Below are 21,633 nucleotides of genomic sequence, written 5' to 3' on the forward strand. Positions count from 1 at the left end.
GCGTCCGGGCCACGTACCTATGACCCCAACATCGCTCCGAGGAACGCGCCATGTCGAAAGAAGCCGTATTCATGATCAAACCAGCCCCCGAGTTGCTGGACGACACCCTGGCAGACGCTGAAGAAACGCGTGCCCAGTACCATGCCTTTCTGCAGCGCAAAGTCGATGCTGCGCGGGCCTCCATCCTCGCGGGGGAGGGTATTCCCAATGATGTGGTCGAAGCAAAATTCGCCGCGCTGCGTGCCGCCGCGCGTGGCCGCCAGTGATCGCATCAGCCGCGCGATCAAATGCTCGCTTCAAAGACCCGCCGCAAACAGCGACGTGGCTTGATCAATCGCCGTCTGATGGGTGGTCGATCTATCTACCTTAGCCTCACACAACGGTCCAACACGCTCGCGGCCCAGGTCCGTGCAGTCGGACAGAAAATCGTAATGCCCCACGGCAGGCAGCACCTGCAGCTTCACCGTGGCGTTCGCCTCACTAATCACCTTGCTGTTCGTTGCAGGCGAGGCGACGGTATCCGCTTCACCCACAACCACCGACAGCGGCACATCCAGCTCCGCCAGATCCGCTGGATCAAACGCCTGCACAATGGCCGGTGCCATCAAGAACACCGCACGAACGTTCGGAATGCGGCGATCTTCCCCTGATTTGGCTACCCACGGTGCCATCTGCGGCGCGGCCGCCAGTGCCATCCGCCGCTCAAAGGTGAACTCCGGATTCTCCAACTGCGGTGCGCAGACCCCATCCTTCGGGTTGGCCTCGCAGAAGGCGGCCAACCGCGCCATGTCCGGCTTCACTCCGGCTGCCACCAACGCGGTGAAGCCGCCGGCCGAGTAGCCGGCCAATCCCAGGCGCTTGGCATCCAGATGCGCGGAGAGCTTCGGGTCCGCCTGCACCGCTGCCCACGCAGCCGCCAGGTCATCCACACGGTTCCACATCAGAATGCTGCCGGACGCCGTCATCGCGTCGATGCCGTTGTTGCCAGGATGATCGACCGCCACCACCACATAACCCGCGCGGGCCATCGCCGTGCCGAACCAACCCATCATCCGCGCCGTCCCACCGTTGCCATGCGACAGCAGCAGCACCGGCCAGCGCCCAGCAGCGACCGGCGCTTGCGCAGCAGCCGAACCCACGACGAACAACGGGCTCCCAGGCGGTCCGAGCGTAATCGGCTCTTCCTTCGCACCCGTCTGTGCCGGATACCACACCGTGTAGCGCACCTGGTCACTACGCTCCAAATCACGAATCGCAGCACTGGCCGTATGCGCCACCCCGTGCACTTCGCCCACCGCCCGAATTTCAGATCGCCCGCGATCCGTAGAGCCGGGCTCTGCCCGGCTGCTCTCCGCAACCGCAACCGGCGCAACCAAACACCCCACTACCGCAATAAAGGCCGCAATCATTCGCACAGAACGTTCTCCTCGAACTAATTCGAATCACCCAGCGGCAACCAGATCTCAACCCCACCGTTCCCGGTGCGACCATCAAACCGCGCGTCATACCGCTCGAAGTCCGGCGCATCCATCAAGGTCAACCCGGAGCCGGGCAGGTAGTCATTCAACAACCAGTACCACGTAGACCGGATGGCCGAGATATGCCCCGCATGCCACGCCACCAGGTAGTCGCCGGCAGGAATGGACACCGCACTCCAGGCCGCCGGCACCGCCGCACTGGCCCCGATCTCCACCCCTGCAATGTAATCAAACGCCCCTTCGCCATCCCGGTTGCAGCAGACCCCGTAGGCGATATCCCGCCCCAGCTCCCGAGTCAGCGCCAGCTGCTGCCACTGCGAGGGAATCGACGCCACCGTGGCCGCCGTATGCCGGGCGCACACCCCAGCCACGCGGAATCCCTCCACCCGGCGCCGCACTGGCTCCACCTCGCAGGGCAGGGCGGGCGCATCCAGCCGGATCGCCTCCACCAGCGCCAGCCCGCCCACACCCTCGCGCCGTACCTGCTCCGGTGCCTGCTTGAACTGCTCGGTAAAGGCATGTGTAAAGGCCGCATGTGAGGCATAGCCTGCTGCGAGGGCCACATCCAGAATGGCCGCGCTGCCGCCAGCCAGCGTCCGGGCCGCCTCGCTCAGCCGGCGGGAACGCAGATACCGGGCCATCGAGGTGCCGGTGCTGACCTGGAACAGGCGCGACAGGTGAAACGGCGAAAGCTCAACCGCCGCGGCAATCTGGGCCAGCGAGGGATTCTCGGCAAAGTGGCTCTCGATGTACCAAAGGGCCTTGCGTGCCGCACCCATGTCGCCTGCTCCGTGCCCGTGACTGGAGGGCAGCGTACCGCAGGGGCGGGGAGGGCGTTTGCGGGATCTTGCTGTCGGCCTTCGGTGACCTTCACCCGGCCCGGACAGCCAACTTTCTAGTGTTCACCCAGCCGTCCACTTCGAGGATCCGCCCATGGGCCTGAGTCTGTTGTTCGCCGCAGTTGGTGCACCCGGGTCCTTCTGGGACTCGCCCAGCAACGTGGCTGCGGTGATCTGGCTGGGCTTTGGCATTGCCGCCATTGCATTGGCGTTTGGCTTGGCCAAGGTATTCCATCGCTTCAATGGCGTGGCCTGGCTGGTGCTGGGTGCGGGCGCTCTGATCAGCCTCTACGGCCTGTGGCTGATGCTGGCCTGATCGGATGATTCATATCCCAGGCGCATGACTGATATCCAGCTGATGCCCTGTTTCTATTAGTGACCACGGGATAGTTTGGGTCCAGTTCTGGACCCTGGAGACTTCCCGATGAGGGCGGCCAGAGGCACTCAGCTTCGGCGAAACTGGAGATACCCAAACGCGGCCGCCTTTACGCGGAGTATCAATGCTTCCTCGTCCGACTCGCCGCGAAAACCAGCCGAGTCAACCATTCCGCGGACAATGGCGAACACATCTTCGGCGACGAAGTCACATGAGTCACTTAGCATTCGTGAGCGTTCGAAGAAGCTTTTAACAAGCGCTTCCAGTTCCGCGCGCGCTTCCGTCAACGCCAGATCCGGCTGCAGTCGAACCTCTTCGACCTCAAGCAAGCGATTCAGTCCGGATCGGCCCAGTTGGTGCCTGACCGCGGTCTCGATCATTCGTTCGAGGCCTTCCTCCTCCGAGCCGGCAGCCGCGTCGGTTAGTAGCGCGTCGCTCAAGGCCCTCAGCTCGCGAAGCAGCAATGCGTTGGTGATCGCATCCTTGTTTGGGAAGTACTGATAAAGCGTTCCAATACTGACACCCGCCAGCTGAGCGATGTCGTTGGTGTTGTAGCCGGCGTGTCCGCGCGCCTCAAGAATGCGAGCAGCTGATTCGATGATGGCATCTACGGTTGCGACGGAGCGCCGCTGAGACGGCCTTTTCCTTGCAGTTTGCGCCAACTGGGGGCGGCGATTCTTCATGTTGGAATATGCGAGTACAAAGATGAGCAATTACTCGTATACCATTACCCCCGTGCAGTCAAGGGCAAAAACACCCAGCAACTGCATGCCGTCATATCACTCCATCCACTACCTATCACGAAGTCTTGGCTTAGCCCCGCCGATCAGAAGATCCTGATCGACTCGCCAAAAAAACGATCCCAATGAGCCCTGGCCGACTGCGAAACGCAGCCTCGCCCGGCAACGCCTGAGCGCTGTAAAGCGCACCACTACATCAAAGGACACGAAAATGCTGATCAACACCCCACAAAGTGGCGCTATCAACGTAGTTCGCACGGGGAAGCGTGGTACGACTGTGCTGTTTCTGCATCCGGTTGGGCTGGACGGCTCATGGTTTGACAATCAGATTTCCGCGTTCCGGAATGAGTACGATGTGGTGACGATGGACATGCCCGGTCACGGCTTGTCATCTCCGTTGGTGCAAGAACCCACCTTTGCTCAGCTTGCAGACACCGTCGCGTTCGCTCTAAGCGCCTTGGATATCAATGCAGTTCATGTGGTCGGTCTGTCGTTCGGGGGGATGATCGCCCAGCATCTGGCACTGCGCCATCCGAATCTGGTCAAGTCGCTGTTGCTGATCGGCACCACGCATACCGCAACATCTGTAAGGGATGCATTGAAGCAGCGTTCTGCAACAGCTCTGAAGCAGGGCATGGCCGGCATTGTTGCACCTACAATAGAGCGCTGGTTCGGTCCTGGCTTTGGCTCCAAGCGACCTGATGTCATCAATCGTGCAGCGATTTGTCTGTTACGCCAGGAGGCGCTGGCCCACAGCTTGACTTGGAGCATGGTGGCCGACCTGGACCTTACTCATGAGATTGGCTCGGTTTCATGCCCAGTTCTGGTTGTGGGTGGAGATGCCGACGTCAATACCCCTTATAGCGTGGTTCAAGGGATGGCGCGGGCACTGGGCGGTGTCCCGGTCGAAATGATGGAAGGCGTCGGGCATTTTCCTCCGATCGAGGCACCTGAGGCCTTCAACCAAATCCTTGATGGATTCCTGAAAGGAACGCCTGCACGCACGCCACCTTCGGCTTGAGCTCTACCCCGGGTACCGCAGTGCATCGCGCAGCAACGTAAACGCCGGCGACGACTGCCGGCGGCTGGGGTAGTACAGGTGGTAGCCGGGGAAGGGCGCGCACCAGTCCTGCAACACCTGCACCAATGCGCCCGTCTGCACATGAGGGCGCACCAGGTCTTCCGGCATGTAAGCCAGACCCAGTCCTTCGAGTGCGGCACCCAGACGCATGGCGATGTTGTTGAATACCAACTGACCTTCCACCCGCACTTTCAGCTCCTGGCCCTTCTTTTCGAACTCCCAGGCGTAGATGCCCCCGTAGGTTGGCAGGCGGATGGTGATGCAGTTGTGCTGGGTAAGATCGTGTGGGGACTTCGGTTTGGGGTGACGTGCAAAGTAGGCGGGCGAGCCCACCACCGCCATGCGCAGCTCCGGCCCCACGCGCAGGGCGATCATGTCCTTTGCCACCTGTTCGCCCAAGCGGATGCCGGCGTCATAGCCCTCGGCCACGATGTCGGTGAAGCCGTAATCGACAGTGACCTCGATGTGCAGATCCGGGTGTTGCGGCAACAGCTTGCCCAGCACCGGCTGCATCACGGTCAGCGCGGAATGCTCACCGGCGGTGATACGGATGCGGCCAGCGGGTTTGTCACGGAAGGCATTGAGCTGGGCCAGCTCGGTATCGATCTCTTCAAAGCGCGGAGCAACCACTTTCAGTAACTGTTCGCCCGCCTCGGTGGGCGAGACGCTGCGGGTGGTGCGGGCCAACAGCCGGACGCCCAGGCGCTCCTCCAGTTGACGCATGGAACGGCTGAGCGCTGGCTGGGACATGCCCAGCTGGGCAGCAGCGCGGGTAAAGCTGCGCTCACGCGCGACCAGCGCGAAGATCGCCAACTGGTCGTAGTTCTCGATACCCATTGATGCACCCCGGATATAAGCGATATCCGATTATGCCCCTGCAAGCATGTGTTGGGGAGGCGTAGATTGGCCGCATGAGCACTTCACCCCCCAATTCCGGCCGCCGCGCTGTGGTGGCCGCCCTGGCCGCACTACCGCTGGGATGCGCTGCCGAGGAGCCGCAGGGCAGTGAGGTCGCCAGCACCTCGACTACCCAGACCCTGGTCGCTTGCTTCTCTCGCACCGGCAACACCCGGGTCATCGCCGGGCTGATCCATCGCAGCATGCCCAGCGATCTTTTCGAGATCCTGCCGGCTACCGACTATCCGGCCGATTACCTGGAGACAGTCGCCAAGGCGCGCCAGGAACGCGACGAGAGCGTTGAACCTGCACTTCGAGCACGCGTACCCGGCATCGAACGCTACACCACGGTGTATCTGGGGTTTCCGATCTGGGGCGAGACGGCGCCACCGGTCATCCGCTCGTTCCTGAGCCAGCACGACCTGAGCGGCAAGACGATCGTGCCGTTTATCACTCATGGTGGTTATGGCGTCGGCAGCAGTCTTCGCGTACTGGCCCGCCATGCGCCGAAGGCACGCATTCTGGATCCGTTCGTGATGGAGGCTGATCAGGAACGCAGAACGATGGAGACCGTCAACGCGTGGCTGGATGCTTCGAAATCCGGCAACAAGCGCGCTCTGCGCTAGAAGCGACAACGCGGCCTTGGCCTCGCGACGTGCACCGCTTGCTGCGACGCGAAACGGAAAACGTGACCGAGTACCGCATGAATAGCGGTATTTCGTCGACATTTTGACGTTACGGATTATTTGCGACATCGCTCCCTTTGCACCCGATAAGCGGTTGAAACTTTGCTGATTCCGCTATCCTCGCGTCTGTCGCATGGTGTGCCTCGGGTGTCAGAACCCGGTAACGGTTTGCATGTTGTACGACCTGTGTCGGGAGGGTGGCGAAATACAACACCCTCGCGGAAATACGTCGCACCGTATCCGTTACCACGGTTCTGAACCTCCCGGCTCCCCGCCATCCTGGCGGGGAGCAGCACATGAGGAAGAACCATGATGGACAACGACTGGGCCAACCTGACCGAAGAACAGCGGGAATTCCGCAGGCGCTTCTGGCGCGCACCGAAGAGCGTGATGATCAACGCGCTTCACCACGAAGGCGTAAAGACCTATCCCGGCTGCCCCACCGTGCCGTGCATGAAGACACGCGGGCTGTGGATTCGTGACCTTGGGGTAGAGCCGGGTAGGCGCATGTACCTGGGAACCGGGCAAGAGCTGATCGTCCTGGCGGGCAACCCTTCGCGAGAAGCCTTGTCGGAAGTGGTGGTGCGTTTCCAGGCGACTGGAGATCGGTGGAAGCTGGTCCTCGCCCGCTGACGAAGCCGCGCCGATGAGCAGGGCGGTGGCGCCGCCGCCCCTGTGTCGAAGCACAAACAACCATCCCAACCCCCGTAGAGCCACGCCATGCGTGGCTAGAACCCGTGTCCACGCGCAGGCAATCACACGCCCAGGTCCGGACTCACATGAGCTCGATCAGCAACCCGGATTGCTCGTCATGGGAAGCCAGGGAGGCCGTAAGCCCATGCGACGGCTACAAGTTATGGTGCTTTATGAGCCAAACCATAATTATGAAATTCATCATAAAATCTCATAATGAACGACCTGATCAGCCTCGGGCACTTCCCGCGAGCTGATCGCGTCGCATATAACGCTTCTGGAAGGGCAGGACTTGGCTCCAGGGAGGAGAGATGCTGCTGGCTGCGTACATTGTCACGGTACTGCTTCTTTTCGGCCTGGTCTCGGCAGCGTGGGTGTATGCGCGAAGGGCGATCATCCGCCACTTCAGAACTCCCAGAAGATGGGAAGTCAGCATGGATCCAGAAGCTGAAGAGCTGATCCACGTTCTTGAACAGCTCATCGATCTTCTGGAGGGTAATGGCGATACTCACTGGAGCGCTTGGATGCGTCGCGTCAAATCACGGCTGGAGGATCTTGATGTCCAGGGTGCTCACGACCTGCGGTGTGCCTATGGAGGCATGGGCTCATTCAACGATTTCTACCTGGGCCAGGTTTTTATTGGTGGCGAACTGACGTTGAAGCCAGAACATGATGAGCTGAACGCAGAGCTTGATCGGCTGCGGAGTAGGGCATTTCTGCTTGCCAGCCGCGTCGGCGAGAATCGCTGATCGGGGGAGCGTAGGCGATAGCCAATGGACGACGGTCTCAATCAAACGGACTTTGATTAGGGCTTTCGTCCATGACATCCGCTTCATCATGCAAGGACTCTGTGGAAAAGGTGTTGACCGGAGTCCACATGAACCCGTGGATCTGAAGCGCCGTCCTGATCAAGTTGATACCGACCGGTGAGTCCAACGGTTGGGATTCGCCGACCTGGACCCAGCCTGAAGTATCTGGCGTAACGTCTTTGGGATGGTAAGACAGGTACACCGTAGAGTCTTCGAACTGACGGGATTTCCAGCTCAAGATTGGCATACGTCGTACCGGCGGATCGAGCGCCTGCAAACAATCGTACAGTGCGGCAGCCTCCGCGTGAGTTGAGGCATGGTCAGGCGTCGTGGTGAGTTCTTTGACTGCCTGGACTGCAGGACCATCGCCGTCGGGGAACAGTAGGAGAAGTGCCGGCCGGCTAAGGGAAAGCACCTTTGCACTTGCGTCAACCAAGCGAACGCAGGAAAGCACTTGGCCCTTCAGTTTCGCCGTAGGGAAATCGCATTGGCCCTTGGGACCGATAGCCGTATAGCGCAGCAGGGCTTCCCAAAGTGCACCCTCGATCTCGTCGGCTGCGTAAAACATGGCGTGAGATGACGTAAGCGCAAATCGGGCCTTGCTCACGGGATTTGGCGCGGTCGCTGGAAACTGAGCGTCATGGACACGGTAGAGGACCTGTGTAGGGGCAGGGGACCACGTGGGCTCTTCCGTCACCCACGGGGTGCCTGCAGGCATCAGGCGTCCTCCGCAAACTCTGTCCTTGCTGCCTGCAGTACGCGTCCGGGATCGACAGGCAGCAGTTCCGCTGGCGTCTTGCCGTTCAATAGCACGTGGCGGGAGATAAACCATTCCACCTCACCCCAGCCAGTCGTGCGCCGCTGCGAGTCGTAGAACTTTCCCTCCTCACGGAGCACTCGAAGAATCTCCTTAAGGTGTTCAACGGGCTGGCCATCACTTCGGAACTGCCAGCGAGGAAACCTCCAGCTGCCGCCCGGCACTGGAAGGTAGACGCCCAGCAGTTCGCCGGCGCGACGTAGCCTTGTCGCAAGTTGACTGGCGTTGCCTGCGGTGGAACCCAGTGTGCGACTGACGGTGGCTGCGGTCGGCCAGTCTTCGGCCAAGGCAAAGCGCCGCGCCGCTGCATCTTGCTCGAGCTGGACCAACTCGCTCGGGATTTCGTGGGAGCCATCGACGGTTCGCTTCCGCAGCACCGATGGAACGTAGCCGATGTGCGGATTGGCCTCCACGAACAGCAGCTCAACCGCCTTGAGACGCTTCTCGCTGATGTCAGAAAAGTCGATCAAGACGTCCGCAGAGTGCGGATCATGCACCAGAACTTCGAGAGCATCTGCAAGCGAGCGCGAGCTTGTCGGAATTGGTGACCAGCTGTCCTCTCGGTAAGCCAGCATTTGCAAGTTAGCTGGCATCTTCATACCGTGCCGCACTCGGAACGCAGCCAGCAGCGCGCCAGCCATGACCTGGATGACAGGTAGGCGTAGCGTTGCGTAGATGTGGATGCGGCCGCCGTCCGGAAACTGTGAGGAGGGACGGCTCGCGCGCAACAACTCGCCAACGGATGCTTTCCCAGACCACTGCAGAAGGCCCCCTTCGTTGTCGCTGATGAGCATGTGGCGCAAATCTCGTGACGTGGTCATCTTGGCTTCCGACGGTTATCTACCGGCCTTGATCGGCTCGGCGTGCTGGCAATGCTCGGAATATATGTTAAACCCGTTAAACCAACAATGCGGCGTGGCGCAATTGGCCTAGCGTCTGCGTATGTCATTGATTTAACGAAATGTATGCCGTTGCGGTCCGCACGCTCCCGGACCCACGAGAGACTGTTCGCCTCCAGTTCCGATGAGGCTAAATAATGCATACTTGTGCGTATGGTAGACGCGGGATTGAGGGATTCTGTGGCAAAACAAGGCACGCTGAGTATCTGGAACCGGCTCTCACGCACGGCACCCGGCCGCTGGCTGTTCTCCCAGCTGCTGTGCTTGAAGGCCCCTTACTTCCGCTCGATCGCGCCGCAATTCCAAGCGCTCGCAGCTGGGCACTGCGTGGTGCACGTCCGCAAGCGTCGCGCCGTGCTCAATCACATCGGCACGATCCACGCCATCGCCATGTGCAACGCGGCCGAACTGGCGGGCGGAGTGATGACGGAGGTGACCATCCCATCCAGTGTGCGGTGGATTCCACGCGGCATGACTGTGGAGTACCTGAAGAAAGCCACGACCAGCGTGACCGCAACGGCCCGCCCGCTGAACACCGAGTTCGATTGGGCAGTGGCAGGGGAGTACCCGGTTGAGGTTGCGGTTACGGATGCCGGCGGGGAGGTCGTATTCAAGGCCATCATCTCGATGTGGGTGTCACCCAAGAAGTAGTTGGAGGGTCGGGCTTGAAAGTCTGATGATCAACGCCGGCTACTGCGTTCTGGAAGACCTGGGAATCGAACCCGCAATCCGGGTGGTCTCACTCAGCCACTGTCGGCCCACCACCCGCATCAGCGCTTACATGCCCATGCGAGCGCCTCATCCACCGCTTTGGCTGCCTCCGGCTCACTCAGATGCGCATTGGCCGCGTTGGCTTCGTTCGCGCTCAACACAAACAAGTGAGCGCGCACCGCCTCCTCAATGAAACGTGACATGTCCCCTTGCTGGCCGCCGCCTTCGCTAGCCAAGAACATGCGCAATGATTCATCGATGTCAGCCGACACGACCACATTCCAACGAATGGTATTCATGGTGACTTCCGCAAATAGGCACATACGCAGGTATACACCCACGGTTGTGGACCCGCTATGACGGCGGTCGGTAACGGCCCTATTGGTTACATTAAATCCCGAGGCGCGGGCATGAATCTGAACTCCACGGGAGATCCAATCAGATTCTCAATGACGCGGCGCTCTTTCTCGTAGGAGTCTTCCGCAGCAGCGGGTGCCGCGACATCAAGCACTATTCTTCCGTTGGTTTCGTCCACCCACGTACCGGAAAGGCCGGGGACAGCTCTCCGAAGAGCAGGGCCCGCTGTATTGAGCTTGTCAGCCAACTGGGCGACTGTGGCAGCAGCGCCAGTCTCAAATTTCACGGGTACGACGCCGGCTTCGGTCTTGATTTCCCTGGCCATCTCAATGTCGTTCCCGGTAAGGCGAACCACGATATGTTGCGAGGGCCGGCGCACCCAGAACAATCCGGCAAGCCGATCCCGGAACTCAGTCCGCAGTGCGCCAATATGGGGAATTGCCAGCTCTTGCCGCGCTAGGGCTAACCGTGCTTCCTCACAGCTCAGCCCTGATTCCTGCGCATACATCCCAACCTCAACTGACGCAACGGATTCTCTGGACTCGAAATAGTAAGAACGGCGCTTGGAATCGGCAGCCGACACGTCCGTAGACGATCCAAGCGATAGCATGAGTATTAGCATCGCACTGCCTCTCATTCACCCCCCCGTCCGTGGTTTGAGGTCAATCGACGCCGCGCTACGGAGTGTGTCTTGTTCTTCCTTGCTCAACCCAGCCAGCACATCCATCAACTCGGCCTGGCGTGGCTGCCCCATGGTCATGCGGTACAGGCTCGTAGCCTCGACGAGCTGATTCAGCTTTCCGATCTCCTGGCTCAAGGGAAGCATCGGCACAAGACGTCTGATCCGGGCGTCACCCTCGTACACCCAGTGGGGCCGTAGCCCGCCGTCGCCGTTCTGCTCCGCACTAGCCAGTTCAAACAGGCTGCGCCATGGATCGGGTGACGTGGTGAGTGCAGGATCGTTGCAGAATCGGGCAGCCACATTCTTCCGTACAGCGTGGTTCTTGTACCGGTGGACACGCCCCTCGCGCTGCTCCAGATCAACCGGATTTCCCGGAAGATTCCAGTGCACGATTGCATGCGCGTAGTAGTGGAAGTCCAGCCCCTCCTGCCCAACCGAGGTGGACACCAGTACGAACGGTCGGAATGGCGAGTTGAACGCATTGCGCACGGCGACCGGATTCTCTCCCTCTGCGGTAGCACCGCGCGCCTGCCCATAGCGCATGGCAAAGTGGGATCGAATCGCGTGCGACTTTGTCTCTCCGGACGCGCCGATCCGATCGTAGAAGTCGCTGAAACTGCGGCCGTCGTTCAGGCGCAGGACGTCCGCTGCCAGGGCGGCCATCTGCTTGATGGGGTCCTCTGACGCCTTGTTGAGCCGGCATTGATCAGGAATGAGGTGGAACCATTCGTCGAGTACGCTTCCAAGCCCGCCGTCAGCGCAGTACAGCAGCAGTCGCTTCCAGTAGTCCAGTTTGTCCGGCGCGCTCGACTCGACCATCGCATGCGCTTCTGCGGCATTGAAGAAGCTGGTGAACGCCCACGCCACCGAAGCTGCCGCCGCCCGCAGCTCGTGCGCCGCCACCTTGGCGGTGAAGCGATGGCCCTGTCGCGTCATTGCGCGCAGTGCGGCAATAGCCGGTCCGGCGATGGCGAGGTCGGCCAGTCGTTCCACCAGATCCACGGGCCGCGGCCCCCACGTCTCGGGCATTCCGGCAGCCTCGACCAGGCGCGCCCAATGGTCGTGGAAGGCCTGCGAGTCGTGACCTGCCCCCATCCAGTGCTCAGGCGTGAGTTCGGCGATCTCTGTATCCAGCCAGACCTGTGCGGCGGAATACCAGATGCTGCGCCCGGCACCGACCGCGGGTTCACCTGTAAGCAAGGGCGCAAGCCGCAATTCGATCTGCCCGGTCACATAAGTCCGCAGCGCCGTGAGCGAGAGGGGCAGGGGTTCCCCGGTCGCCTGTGCAACGGCAAGCGGATCTCCAAGATCCGCCAGATACCGACAAGGCAGGATCAGCGCGAACCAGCCGGTGAAGTTATCCGCAGCGGTTCCGCGCAGCGTGGTGAGGTCGAGGGGCCGGGCACCTTCACGCACCTTGCTGTAACGGGGGCGCTTGGTCTGACCGGCCGGAACACGCCCGTGACGGCGCTCGAACTCATACGAGGTCAGGGCCGCCACAGACTTGGGCACCACGCTCCAGCTCGAGAAGATCAGCCGTTTCGTGAGCGCCCCCGCAGCGGCATAGCGACCCGCCAGTTGGGTCTGGGGCAGGGCAGGAGGCACCCACAGTACGTCGAATGCCGATGCGGCATCGAGATCCTCAAACAGCCAGCGTAGCCGGCCGTTGCGGGGGTCGACCTGCAGGTAACGGTTGATCTCCTTGTACGACAGCATGTGGTTGCCGCGCAGCGCCCGTTGCAATTCCGTGTTCTCCTGCAACTCCTCGCGAATACGCCGCTTGGCGGCATATTCGTCCATGAAGTTGAAAAGGTACGGGGCAGACTTCCAGTACTCGATCATGGAAGGGACATCGGCGAGCAGCTGGGCGGCCTTGTCTATAGCGACGAATCCACCCAGATCTGCTGCGGTGACTGTGCACTTGATGTCGTGTGGGCGCAGGTCGAGCATTCCGTCGCGATCGGGTGCAGCGGCCAATCGCTCGGTGCGCACCATCACACTCCGAAGCACGGATTGGGCCGTGTTGCGCGCTTCCGAAAGCCGTACAGGGTCGCGGTGCCCGAGAATTCCCGACCGGAGCTCGGCCAGGGATTCACGCAGCCGCTTCAGCTCCGCCTCGCGACCCTCGCCGAGCAGGAAGTTGACGGTGTTCTCGAAGCCCTCGAAATGGCTCTCTTCATCTTCCGCGCGGGTCAGCATCTTGTACGGCGTTGCCGAAAGCAGCAGTACGCGCGCGTTGGGGTGGTCGAGCAGAATCCGTGCAAGCTCGCCATCCTCGCCTTCCCCCTGAAGCAGATGACTGAACCGCTGAAACTCGTCAAGGATGATGAGATCGGGGTTCAGCAGCTCAATGCACACCTCGGCAAGCACACGGCGCAAGCGGGAGATCAGGGTGCGTCCACGCTTTGCGTCGTACGGTCTGCGCCCATCGGAAATGTAGGCAAACTCCTGCTGGAGCCTTGCCATTCGGACACGCTTGCCAAAGGCCTTGGCGACCACGCGCGGGGGCAGGAAGTCGCCCAGCTCGGCCAACTCGCGCTTGAAGCGATCCGCGGTGGCGCGGTCGCTGAATATCTCCTTGGCCCGATCCCGTGCGAGCAGATCGCCCCAGTCAACGTGGGGGTCCTTGAGCAGCTTCCACAGCATCGCACGCTCTCCGACCCGACCGGGGTTTCTTCCTAGCTGGAAGGAAGTGCCGGGGGTGAACGCCACCACGTTGACGTGCCCCAGCCCCGCCAAGGCAGAGGGCAACATGGTCAATCGATCCGCACTTCGAACCGTCTTGCCATCGGGCGCCAGTACATTCAGGTCCTGAAGGTTCTGGCGGGCGATCTGCCCGTTCGAGCAGATGTAGATCACATTAATGCGCTGTGCAGACGGGTCGTTCCAGAGACGTCGAATGGTCTCGGCGATGGTCGCCCGTGCGACTTTCGTTTTACCCAGGCCGACTTCATCGGCGACGAGGAAGCGCCGCTGGTTGCGCTCGAACATGGCGTCAACCACCGCTGCAACGGTATCGAGCTGGAACTGCTTGAGCCCATCGGTCGCGCGTTTAAGGCTCTCAGCGGGTAGGGGGCCGCGAGGCTTCATCGAATCGCCGCCTTCTGTGACGTGTACACCGCCTCCCAGAGCTGCGTGAAATCTGCAGGCACGATGCGGCCGAATTCAGGGTCGCGACCGAGGGCATCCAGTGTCTGGCCAAGCGATGTCAGCCGCTCGGGATGGCGGGAAGCGGTGGTGAGCAGGTCCTCCAGCACCCGGTCCACGCCGATGCCGTTGAACCAACGGTCAAACGGCCCACCATCGCCTCCGCCAGCCCCGCTGATACCCAGCGTCTGGTAGCCGAGCAAGGCAGCGAGGTATCGCAGGAAGTCTTCGCGTGAACGAATCGCACGTGCCAGCACCGACCTGCGCCGATGGTCGGGGTCGCCGTGGAGAGCTGCCCTTACAAGGACATTCCGCTGGGCACCTTGACTGGACAGCGTAATCACCACGAACGGCGTAAGGTCCTCGGCCGCCAGGCTTGACCACGCCGCTTTGCCGCTTTCCACCGGCGTTGTACGGCTCTTGGCAAGACTAAGCAGGCGGGCGCTGACAGCGACCTCGGATGCATACGGCATGCCGCTGACCGACAAACTGGCCGTCCAACCGGAGGCATGCTCTTCGCACAGAATCTCAAATGCGGAAGAAGCAATGTCGTAGGCGAGATGCTCGATCGGGTCCAGGCCTTCCTCTTCGTCGTCGTCACCGTCCGTGTCGGGCAGGTCGTGGCGCTCTACCAGCCAACTGAGGTCATCCTTGCGCCCCTTTCGCGCCAGTACGCATTCGACGCCAACCTGCTTAACAGGGCCGGTAAACTCAACCAGCAGTTCGACGTTGGTGGAGAGCGCCGCATCGGTGAGATTCGCCGACCCCAGCCACACCGTCGCGCGTGCTCCGTGGTCCTGCACGTAGAACTTGGCGTGCAGTCCCTTCAAGGCAGCGTGCGCGACGGCGGGATCACCACTCAGCACGCTGGTTTCGTCCAGGGTCCCCAGGTCGTCCTCGGCGCTCAACAGCGCGTCCTTGAGCCGGTACACCTCGCTGACCGAGGTCGACGCCAATGCCGTGACCTGCGCGTCCAATGCCCGCTGGCGCGATACGATTACCTTGCGGCCAGCATTCGGCTTGAAGAAGCGGGCGACAGCGCCCCGGCCAAGGAACGGCGAAACCGCCAGCACCGCATCGTGTCGGGATCTGAATGGCCAACGGTTCACGCCAGGAAGGCAGGGCACGAATTTCCCGCTGGAAAAGGGCTCAGGCACAGCCAGGGTCGCTCCCGCGATACTCGACAATACGGATGAGAACAGCGTTTCCTGTGCTCCCGTCAGCGAGCGCACGGCCCTCCCGCGCAGGTCCGCGAGTAGTTCCAGCAGCCCGTCGGTTTCTACCGTCCTACGCGCATCTGCGTCCTCGTCAAGCCTCACCATGACGTCCCACGACCGGTCGAAGGTCAGATTGCGGCTCATGACCAGCACCCGATGCAGGTAGCGTTGACCCGCCTTGAACCGGACCACCCACAGCTTGGGATGAAACAGGCCACCCTGCGGCCGACGCACTTCGACCACGGTGTCTTCCACGAAGGTATGGGCCGCCCGGTACCGCGCCGGAACACTGATCGCGCCAGCCTGACAGAACAGGATCGTACGATCAGCGTAGCGGCGGACCGTCTCCAGCAGGTCGGCAGGCTCGTGCTCCCCCTGTAACAGATCGAAACTGGCGGCGACCGGAATCGTCAGCAGCGCCGTGAGATCAAGGGTGAATGTCGTGCCGATCGCGGCGTCCAGAGACATCCCCTGCGGCGGCTGAAGGGCAGTGAGGAGCAGGGCGGTCTCGTTCAGCCGCAACATCAGTCAGTTTCCCCATCAATTGCCACCCGCGGTGTGCGCAGCCCAGCGTGGATGTCATCGAGAATCTTCCACGCTGGCAACCAGTTGAAATCGAACCGGAAATAGCCGGCGTCGCCGCCCCAGCCCTGCAGGCGTTCATTCGGCTTTTCCAGCCGCGCCCTACCAGGCTTGAGGCTGCGCTCGCGGCACATGAGGTGTTTGTGCGCGTCACGGTCAGCGAGCAGATCCGCTGAATTCTGGATCAGTTGCTGCCAACGTTGTACGAACCTGAGCGTGTCACGCCAGCGAATCCGCGCCTCGCCCCCTGCTCGGATGACCCCGAACCTCCGTTGTGCCCAATCATCGAGTTCAGTCAGAAGCGTAGCCCTCGGCGGCTCAGCGTCGATCTGCGAACGCCACTCGTTCATGGCAGTCCGGTACTTGTCGAGCAGCGCATCACGCTCTGCGCCTTGGTCAGGACGGTGGTAGGCGCACAGGTAGTTGTAGAGGATGCGCGCCCCGAACAGCAACTGGTCCGTATCGCGGCCCAGCCACATGGCCTGCGCTGTTCGCGCCGGAAACTGCGCTACCAATGGGTGGTTCCATACGTAATCGAGTTTCGATACCCACTCGCGGCCAGACCTCGGCCCGCCTTTGTCAAGCAACCAGGAGGTGAGCGATCTTTCTTCTTGGTGCGACTTATCGGATTCGAGGAAGCGCTCGCGTAGCCAAACGGCTTCGTCCGGACTCAGGTCGAACCCGTCGAATCCGGATGATTCAGCAGGATATTCCGCCCACAGGCCGGTCACCGTGGGCAGCTCGCCATCCTCCTCGGAGTGAAGCATCGCGTTCTGGGCGCGGGAGGCGTTGTGCGCCGCCAATTCGCGATAGTAGTCCCAGAGCGAGCCTTCGCCACGGTAGATGCCAAGCTGGCGCATGAGACCCCAGTAGCTGCTACTCGGAAGCTGCTTGGTCTGCGAGCCGGTGGTGTATCCGATGATCCCCTTGCTGCGCAGACCTTCGTCCTGGTAGCGCTGCCGCAATGCCTTGATGCGGTGCCCTTCAGTGCCTCTGCCTTCCGCAGCCAGCGCATCAACGGTCTTCGACGACAGCCGGGACAGATCACGCGGGAGGAACAACAGGTACTTGGCCCGCGTGTGCAGGACGGTGTGCCCCGGAAACAGCATCCCCGAGATCAGATCCCGGATGATCCCGGTGCCAAGTTCGTCAACCGTACCGCGCTCGGAGAGTGCGTTGAGGAACAGCTGGGTTCGCTGCAGCTGGTTCTGGTCAAAACTCATCCACGCAATCTGACTTGCCACATCCCCCCCCCGGGTACTCAGTCCTTAAGCCGGCGTCAAACATCATCCATTTGCAGGGAATCTTACACAGGCCCATATCACGCCATCAACCACACCCGCACCAGAGAAATCAGCTTGTCCACATCCGACCGGGCTACCATTGGTCAGTTCCACAAAGAGGTATTCAGGAACAACGGAGCGCTTCCTCAAGCATTCGGAGGATTCAAGGTTGATGCTGCAGAGTCCGTAATGAACTACTTTGGTCAAACATCTAGAGACATCTATGACTACTGCCCACTACCAAGCTGCGGCAACTAGACTGGCCTGCGTACTGTTAGCTCTCTTTTTGTCCGGATGCGGTGATTCCGTTACAAGGTATCGAATCGACGGGGCGTTTGAAGACTTTTGCGTACCTCGCTCGATTGATTCAACGCCAACGCGCCCCGGAACGGATGCTCAGGTGCGAGGCGGGTTTACGCTCAGTGGATGCTGGAATGCCAGTGGCGAGGCCTGCAAGGGGCCAAAAACCATGACATCTTTGGCAGTTGTTTCGAAAAATGACTACAGCGGCTGGCGCTTTGGCGACTTCGGAGACGGTGCGCACATCAAGAATGTTGCTATAAGCCAATCAGCGAATGCAAAAAACCTGGCAAACAACCTCATTGCGATTCCGGAGCGCGCGGGGTCGAAGACTTGGTTCATCTGGCAGCTTATGGACACCCCCCACACTGCCGTGCGCGAGAATGATCAGCTGATGGCTGTCTGCGAGGCGCTCGATGAATACCAGGGCTACTCCTGCGATAGGCGTATATTGGGTCCTGACTACACCTTGATCTACTCGTACTTCTCCAGTAATACACTCCCGACCAGCTTTGTACCACTAGACGCGCAGGTTCTTAGTTCGGTTGAAACGCTGAGGTGCAGGCAACAGGCACCGAACACCTAGAGCAGCACCCTCGGTGACTGAACAGTTCAGGCCATCAACCACACCCGCACCAGCGAAATCAGCTTGTCCACATCCAACGGCTTGGCAACGTAATCATTCGCCCCCGCCTGGATGCACTGCTGCTGGTCGTCCGGCATCGCCTTCGCCGTCAGCGCGATGATCGGCAGATTGCGGAAGCGCGCGTCCTGACGGATTTCACGGGTCGCGGTCAGGCCATCTTTCACCGGCATCATGATGTCCATCAGCACCAGCTCGATCGCAGCAGGACCGTCAACGGCCGCCTTGAGGGTGTCGATGGCCTCCTGGCCATTACGGGCGATGGTCACCTTGCAGCCGTGTGGTTCCAGCACGTTCATCAGGGCGTAGATGTTGCGGACGTCATCCTCGACCACCAGCACGCGCTTGCCTTCCATCGCACTGTCGCGTCGCTGGGCAATGCGGATCATGCCCTGCTTGGATTCGGGCAGGTTGCTGACCACCTGGTGGAGGAACAGCGTCACCTCATCCAGAAGGCGCTCGGGAGAACGCGCCCCCTTGATGATGATCGAATTGGAGTAGCGGCCCAGACGCACCTCTTCGGCCGGCGACAATACCCGGCCGGTATAGACGATGATCGGGGGCAGGGCATAGGTGCTCTTCTCGCTGAGCAGTTCCAGCAGCTCGAAGCCGGAGGCATCGGGCAGGGTCAGGTCCAGCACCATGCAGTCGAACGTGTGCTGCGACAGCGCTTCAAGGCACTCCGCGGCCGACCCTGCGCCGACCGTCTCCACGTCGGCCCCGGCCAGCAGCTCACGCACGGCGTCCAGCTGGACCGCATCGTCCTCCACCACCAGCACCAGACGCGGGCGCTGTGAGAGGCGCCGTTCCAGCGAATCGAGCACGTCTGCCAGCTGCTCGCGCGTGGCCGGCTTGCCGAGATAGCCCACGGCACCCAGCGACAACGCCTTGTGCGCATGATCCATGGCGGACACCACGTGGATGGGAATGTGCCGGGTCCGCATGTCGTGCTTGAGGATGTCCAGCACCGAAAGGCCCGACTGGTCGGGCAGGCCGATGTCCAGCACGATGGCATGCGGCAGCTCTGCACGCGTGGCCGCCAGTGCATCGCGGGCGTTGTGCACCAGGTGCGCACTGAACCCCATTTCAGTGACGAGGTCGCGAACGATTTCGCCGAACGCGATGTCGTCCTCCACGATCAGAATCAGCCCGCGTCCGTTGTTGCGCGTGCCGAGCTGCACCGGCCGGATTTCCTGCGGCAGCACTGGCAGCGGCTCGGGAGCCGTAGCAACGGGCTCCGCAGTGATCAGCCGCGCTGCAATCAGCACCTGGAAGCGGCTGCCCTTGCCGAGCTCGCTGTCCACGGTGATGTGGCCGCCGAGCAAACGTGCCAGCTCCTGGGAGATGGACAGCCCCAGCCCGGTGCCGCCATAGCGGCGGCTGATCGAACCATCAGCCTGCTGGAAAGCCTCGAAGATGCGTTGCTGCTGCTCCTGGGCGATACCGATGCCGCTGTCGATGACCGAGAACGCCACCTGGCCATGGCGCGCCGCCGAGGCCGTCACGGTAACGCCGCCCTGTTCGGTGAACTTGAGTGCATTGGACAGCAGGTTTTTCAGGATCTGCTCGAGACGCTGGCGGTCGGACTCGATCACCGGCGGGCAGTCGCTCGCCATTGAGACGTTCAGGGTCAGCCCCTTTTCGCGGGCGACCGGGCCGAGCAAGGTGGCGATGTCGCCGAGCAGCTTCTCCACACTGAAGAGCTCGGCATGCACCTGGATATGCCCGGCCTCGATCTTGGAAAGATCCAGAATCTCGTTGATCAGGTTCAGCAGGTCCGAACCCGAGGAGTGAATGGTGCGCGCAAACTTCACCTGCTCTTCGGACAGGTTGCCGTCGCGGTTGTCACCGAGCAGCTTGGACAGGATCAGCGCCGAGTTGAGCGGCGTGCGCAGCTCGTGCGACATGTTGGCCAGGAACTCGGACTTGTACTGGCTGGCGCGCTGCACCTTGCTGGCTTCGGCCACGATGCCGGCGTTGGCGCGGGCGAGCTTGTCGCGCTCTTCTTCCAGCTGCAGCGACTGGTCAAACAGCTGGTTGTTGGTCTGTTCCAGCTCGGCCTGCTGTTCCTCCAGCTCATGCTGGGAAGCGCGCAGGGCACGGCTGTGCTCCTCGAGCTCTTCATTGGAAACCCGCAGCTCCTCGCTCTGCACCTGCAGGGCTTCGGACTGGGCCTGGGTCTGGGCCAGCAGTTCCGACAGCTTGGCCCGATAGGCAGCCGAGCGCAGGGCCACCGCCAGGTCGCCCGAGGCGAGCTCCATCAGTTCGACGACCTCGGCGGGCACCGCGCCGAAGAAGCCCAGTTCGATGACCCCGGTCACTTCGCCTTCGTGAACAGCGGGCGCGATGATCAGGTGGCGGGGTTGGCTTTGCCCGAGTCACGAGCCGACCGTGAAGTAGCCGGCCGGCACGTCCGAGACCAGCAGCACACGCTTCTCGTCCACGGCGCGGCCGAGCAGGGACTCGGCCGGGCGCAGCGCTCCGCCCTCGATGATGTCTACCGGCGAGGTGGTCCCCACGGCACCGATGCGCTGGAAGCCGGCGTCCGTCGGCACGAACAGCATCCCGGCCTCGGCACCGGTGTAGCGGGCGAGGAAACCGAGGCTGGCCTTGGCCAGCACATCGTTGTCCAGATCGCCGCCGGTAGCGGTGGTCAGCTCCAGCCGACCCTGCTGCAGCCAGTCGCTGCGGTCGCGGGCCCTGGCGTGGCGGCGAAGCAGGAAGGCGATGAGCGTGGTCAGGATGATGCCCAGCACCGCCGTCGCTGCGCCACTGGTGAGTGCCGCGCGGTACGCCGCGTCCATCTCGGCCAGGCGTTCGGCGCGCTTGTCCAGCTCGATGGTGCGCATGGCGGTCAGACGCGCCCGGATATCATCCATGGCCGCCTTGCCGCGGTTGGAGTTGACCACGGTCAGGGCCGCTTCAAACCCCTGCGTGCGCCGCAACTCGATGGTCTCGTGCAGCTCTTCCAGCTTGGCCTGAACGCCCCGGGACAGCAGCTTGAGGCGCTCGGTCTGGGCGGGGTCGTAACCCAGCGCCCGCTCCATGGCCTGCAACTGGGCGGTGGCATCCCGCAGTGCGCTCTCGTAGGGCTCCAGATAGCTTTCATTGCCCGTAAGCAGGTAACCGCGCTGGCCGGTCTCCGCATCCTGGACGGCAGACAGAACGTCGCTCAGGGCGGTCATCGTCTCCTGCGAGCGAAGAACCTCGGCGCTGCCTTCCCGGATGGTGCGGATGTTCTTGCTGGCCAGAAAGCCGCTGCCGATGAAGAACAGCATGACCCCCAGCAGTGGCCAAAGCGTGCGGAAGGCAGCTCCGGCATTGGGGGAATCAAAGCGGGGCTTCAGCTTGGCGGTCATGGGTAGGCGGTCAGGGTGGACGCAACAGCCCAGCGTA

21 protein-coding genes are annotated in these 21,633 nt (G+C 61.7%); 8 read left to right on the forward strand and 13 right to left on the reverse strand.

The window, feature by feature from the left end; genetic code table 11:
• Positions 1-50: 50 nt before the first annotated feature.
• Positions 51-266, forward strand: a complete 216-nt coding sequence (locus QMX83_RS02990; RefSeq protein ID WP_282295157.1) for an antitoxin of toxin-antitoxin stability system — start codon at positions 51-53, stop codon at positions 264-266.
• A 30-nt stretch (positions 267-296) separates the two neighbouring features.
• Here QMX83_RS02990 and QMX83_RS02995 read toward each other — a convergent pair whose 3' ends face one another.
• Together QMX83_RS02995 and QMX83_RS03000 are read right to left on the reverse strand one after the other, a co-directional pair.
• Positions 297-1,409 (reverse strand): alpha/beta fold hydrolase, encoded by a 1,113-nt coding sequence (locus QMX83_RS02995; RefSeq protein ID WP_282295188.1) that lies wholly within the window; start codon positions 1,407-1,409, stop codon positions 297-299.
• 23 nt (positions 1,410-1,432) lie between these two features.
• Positions 1,433-2,257 (reverse strand): AraC family transcriptional regulator, encoded by an 825-nt coding sequence (locus QMX83_RS03000; protein ID WP_282295158.1) that lies wholly within the window; start codon positions 2,255-2,257, stop codon positions 1,433-1,435.
• Positions 2,258-2,411: 154 nt separating this feature from the next.
• Between QMX83_RS03000 and QMX83_RS03005 the strand changes: the two genes are divergently transcribed.
• Complete coding sequence (locus QMX83_RS03005) at positions 2,412-2,633, forward strand: hypothetical protein (RefSeq protein WP_282295159.1); 222 nt, start codon at positions 2,412-2,414, stop codon at positions 2,631-2,633.
• 128 nt (positions 2,634-2,761) lie between these two features.
• Here QMX83_RS03005 and QMX83_RS03010 read toward each other — a convergent pair whose 3' ends face one another.
• Positions 2,762-3,376: a TetR/AcrR family transcriptional regulator gene (locus QMX83_RS03010; protein WP_282295160.1), complete on the reverse strand. Its 615-nt coding sequence runs from the start codon at positions 3,374-3,376 to the stop codon at positions 2,762-2,764.
• Positions 3,377-3,644: 268 nt separating this feature from the next.
• Between QMX83_RS03010 and QMX83_RS03015 the strand changes: the two genes are divergently transcribed.
• Complete coding sequence (locus QMX83_RS03015) at positions 3,645-4,454, forward strand: alpha/beta hydrolase (RefSeq protein ID WP_282295161.1); 810 nt, start codon at positions 3,645-3,647, stop codon at positions 4,452-4,454.
• A 3-nt stretch (positions 4,455-4,457) separates the two neighbouring features.
• On the opposite strand, the gene QMX83_RS03020 is transcribed toward QMX83_RS03015, so the two are convergent.
• Positions 4,458-5,351: a LysR family transcriptional regulator gene (locus QMX83_RS03020; RefSeq protein WP_282295162.1), complete on the reverse strand. Its 894-nt coding sequence runs from the start codon at positions 5,349-5,351 to the stop codon at positions 4,458-4,460.
• A 74-nt stretch (positions 5,352-5,425) separates the two neighbouring features.
• On the opposite strand from QMX83_RS03020, the gene QMX83_RS03025 reads away from it, so the two are divergent.
• From QMX83_RS03025 to QMX83_RS03035, 3 genes are all read left to right on the forward strand, one after another.
• Positions 5,426-6,037 (forward strand): flavodoxin, encoded by a 612-nt coding sequence (locus QMX83_RS03025; protein WP_282295163.1) that lies wholly within the window; start codon positions 5,426-5,428, stop codon positions 6,035-6,037.
• Between the two features lie 369 nt (positions 6,038-6,406).
• Positions 6,407-6,730, forward strand: a complete 324-nt coding sequence (locus tag QMX83_RS03030; protein ID WP_282295164.1) for a hypothetical protein — start codon at positions 6,407-6,409, stop codon at positions 6,728-6,730.
• 371 nt (positions 6,731-7,101) lie between these two features.
• Positions 7,102-7,539, forward strand: coding sequence for a hypothetical protein (locus tag QMX83_RS03035; RefSeq protein WP_282295165.1), 438 nt, complete (start codon positions 7,102-7,104; stop codon positions 7,537-7,539).
• 37 nt (positions 7,540-7,576) lie between these two features.
• On the opposite strand, the gene QMX83_RS03040 is transcribed toward QMX83_RS03035, so the two are convergent.
• Complete coding sequence (locus tag QMX83_RS03040; RefSeq protein WP_336618945.1) at positions 7,577-8,206, reverse strand: hypothetical protein; 630 nt, start codon at positions 8,204-8,206, stop codon at positions 7,577-7,579.
• 110 nt (positions 8,207-8,316) lie between these two features.
• Positions 8,317-9,210 (reverse strand): hypothetical protein, encoded by an 894-nt coding sequence (locus QMX83_RS03045; RefSeq protein WP_282295167.1) that lies wholly within the window; start codon positions 9,208-9,210, stop codon positions 8,317-8,319.
• Between the two features lie 285 nt (positions 9,211-9,495).
• On the opposite strand from QMX83_RS03045, the gene QMX83_RS03050 reads away from it, so the two are divergent.
• Positions 9,496-9,966, forward strand: a complete 471-nt coding sequence (locus QMX83_RS03050; RefSeq protein ID WP_282295168.1) for a hotdog fold domain-containing protein — start codon at positions 9,496-9,498, stop codon at positions 9,964-9,966.
• 119 nt (positions 9,967-10,085) lie between these two features.
• Here the strand turns inward: QMX83_RS03050 and QMX83_RS03055 are convergent, their stop codons facing one another.
• From QMX83_RS03055 to QMX83_RS03075, 5 genes are all read right to left on the reverse strand, one after another.
• Positions 10,086-10,325: a ribbon-helix-helix domain-containing protein gene (locus tag QMX83_RS03055; RefSeq protein ID WP_282295169.1), complete on the reverse strand. Its 240-nt coding sequence runs from the start codon at positions 10,323-10,325 to the stop codon at positions 10,086-10,088.
• Between the two features lie 86 nt (positions 10,326-10,411).
• Positions 10,412-10,966 carry a hypothetical protein gene (locus QMX83_RS03060; protein WP_282295171.1) on the reverse strand — a complete coding sequence of 185 codons (555 nt, stop codon included), beginning with the start codon at positions 10,964-10,966 and terminating at the stop codon, positions 10,412-10,414.
• A gap of 54 nt (positions 10,967-11,020) precedes the next feature.
• A complete protein-coding gene (locus QMX83_RS03065; RefSeq protein ID WP_282295173.1) occupies positions 11,021-14,155 on the reverse strand; it encodes a helicase-related protein in 3,135 nt (1,044 codons plus the stop codon).
• Positions 14,152-15,954: a phospholipase D family protein gene (locus tag QMX83_RS03070; RefSeq protein WP_282295174.1), complete on the reverse strand. Its 1,803-nt coding sequence runs from the start codon at positions 15,952-15,954 to the stop codon at positions 14,152-14,154. Before QMX83_RS03070 ends, QMX83_RS03065 begins: the two co-directional genes overlap by 4 nt.
• Positions 15,954-17,255 carry a DUF6361 family protein gene (locus QMX83_RS03075; protein ID WP_282295175.1) on the reverse strand — a complete coding sequence of 434 codons (1,302 nt, stop codon included), beginning with the start codon at positions 17,253-17,255 and terminating at the stop codon, positions 15,954-15,956. Before QMX83_RS03075 ends, QMX83_RS03070 begins: the two co-directional genes overlap by 1 nt.
• A gap of 262 nt (positions 17,256-17,517) precedes the next feature.
• Between QMX83_RS03075 and QMX83_RS03080 the strand changes: the two genes are divergently transcribed.
• A complete protein-coding gene (locus QMX83_RS03080; protein ID WP_282295176.1) occupies positions 17,518-18,180 on the forward strand; it encodes a hypothetical protein in 663 nt (220 codons plus the stop codon).
• Between the two features lie 26 nt (positions 18,181-18,206).
• Here QMX83_RS03080 and QMX83_RS03085 read toward each other — a convergent pair whose 3' ends face one another.
• Both QMX83_RS03085 and QMX83_RS03090 read right to left on the reverse strand, forming a co-directional pair.
• Entirely contained in the window at positions 18,207-20,558 is a 2,352-nt protein-coding gene (locus QMX83_RS03085) for a response regulator (protein ID WP_282295177.1), read from the reverse strand.
• A 57-nt stretch (positions 20,559-20,615) separates the two neighbouring features.
• Positions 20,616-21,596, reverse strand: coding sequence for a CHASE3 domain-containing protein (locus tag QMX83_RS03090; protein WP_282295178.1), 981 nt, complete (start codon positions 21,594-21,596; stop codon positions 20,616-20,618).
• Positions 21,597-21,633: the final 37 nt, after the last annotated feature.

The sequence above is a fragment of the Stenotrophomonas sp. PS02289 genome (assembly GCF_029960115.1).
Lineage (GTDB): Bacteria > Pseudomonadota > Gammaproteobacteria > Xanthomonadales > Xanthomonadaceae > Stenotrophomonas.

What these genes read in the sequence shown, in the direction of transcription:
- QMX83_RS02990 (WP_282295157.1), top strand. Translation starts at nt 51, where the DNA reads ATGTCGAAAGAAGCCGTATTCATGATCAAACCAGCCCCCGAGTTGCTG.
- QMX83_RS02995 (WP_282295188.1), bottom strand. Translation starts at nt 1,409, where the DNA reads ATGATTGCGGCCTTTATTGCGGTAGTGGGGTGTTTGGTTGCGCCGGTT.
- QMX83_RS03000 (WP_282295158.1), bottom strand. Translation starts at nt 2,257, where the DNA reads ATGGGTGCGGCACGCAAGGCCCTTTGGTACATCGAGAGCCACTTTGCC.
- QMX83_RS03005 (WP_282295159.1), top strand. Translation starts at nt 2,412, where the DNA reads ATGGGCCTGAGTCTGTTGTTCGCCGCAGTTGGTGCACCCGGGTCCTTC.
- QMX83_RS03010 (WP_282295160.1), bottom strand. Translation starts at nt 3,376, where the DNA reads ATGAAGAATCGCCGCCCCCAGTTGGCGCAAACTGCAAGGAAAAGGCCG.
- QMX83_RS03015 (WP_282295161.1), top strand. Translation starts at nt 3,645, where the DNA reads ATGCTGATCAACACCCCACAAAGTGGCGCTATCAACGTAGTTCGCACG.
- QMX83_RS03020 (WP_282295162.1), bottom strand. Translation starts at nt 5,351, where the DNA reads ATGGGTATCGAGAACTACGACCAGTTGGCGATCTTCGCGCTGGTCGCG.
- QMX83_RS03025 (WP_282295163.1), top strand. Translation starts at nt 5,426, where the DNA reads ATGAGCACTTCACCCCCCAATTCCGGCCGCCGCGCTGTGGTGGCCGCC.
- QMX83_RS03030 (WP_282295164.1), top strand. Translation starts at nt 6,407, where the DNA reads ATGATGGACAACGACTGGGCCAACCTGACCGAAGAACAGCGGGAATTC.
- QMX83_RS03035 (WP_282295165.1), top strand. Translation starts at nt 7,102, where the DNA reads ATGCTGCTGGCTGCGTACATTGTCACGGTACTGCTTCTTTTCGGCCTG.
- QMX83_RS03045 (WP_282295167.1), bottom strand. Translation starts at nt 9,210, where the DNA reads ATGCTCATCAGCGACAACGAAGGGGGCCTTCTGCAGTGGTCTGGGAAA.
- QMX83_RS03055 (WP_282295169.1), bottom strand. Translation starts at nt 10,325, where the DNA reads ATGAATACCATTCGTTGGAATGTGGTCGTGTCGGCTGACATCGATGAA.
- QMX83_RS03065 (WP_282295173.1), bottom strand. Translation starts at nt 14,155, where the DNA reads ATGAAGCCTCGCGGCCCCCTACCCGCTGAGAGCCTTAAACGCGCGACC.
- QMX83_RS03070 (WP_282295174.1), bottom strand. Translation starts at nt 15,954, where the DNA reads ATGTTGCGGCTGAACGAGACCGCCCTGCTCCTCACTGCCCTTCAGCCG.
- QMX83_RS03080 (WP_282295176.1), top strand. Translation starts at nt 17,518, where the DNA reads ATGACTACTGCCCACTACCAAGCTGCGGCAACTAGACTGGCCTGCGTA.
- QMX83_RS03090 (WP_282295178.1), bottom strand. Translation starts at nt 21,596, where the DNA reads ATGACCGCCAAGCTGAAGCCCCGCTTTGATTCCCCCAATGCCGGAGCT.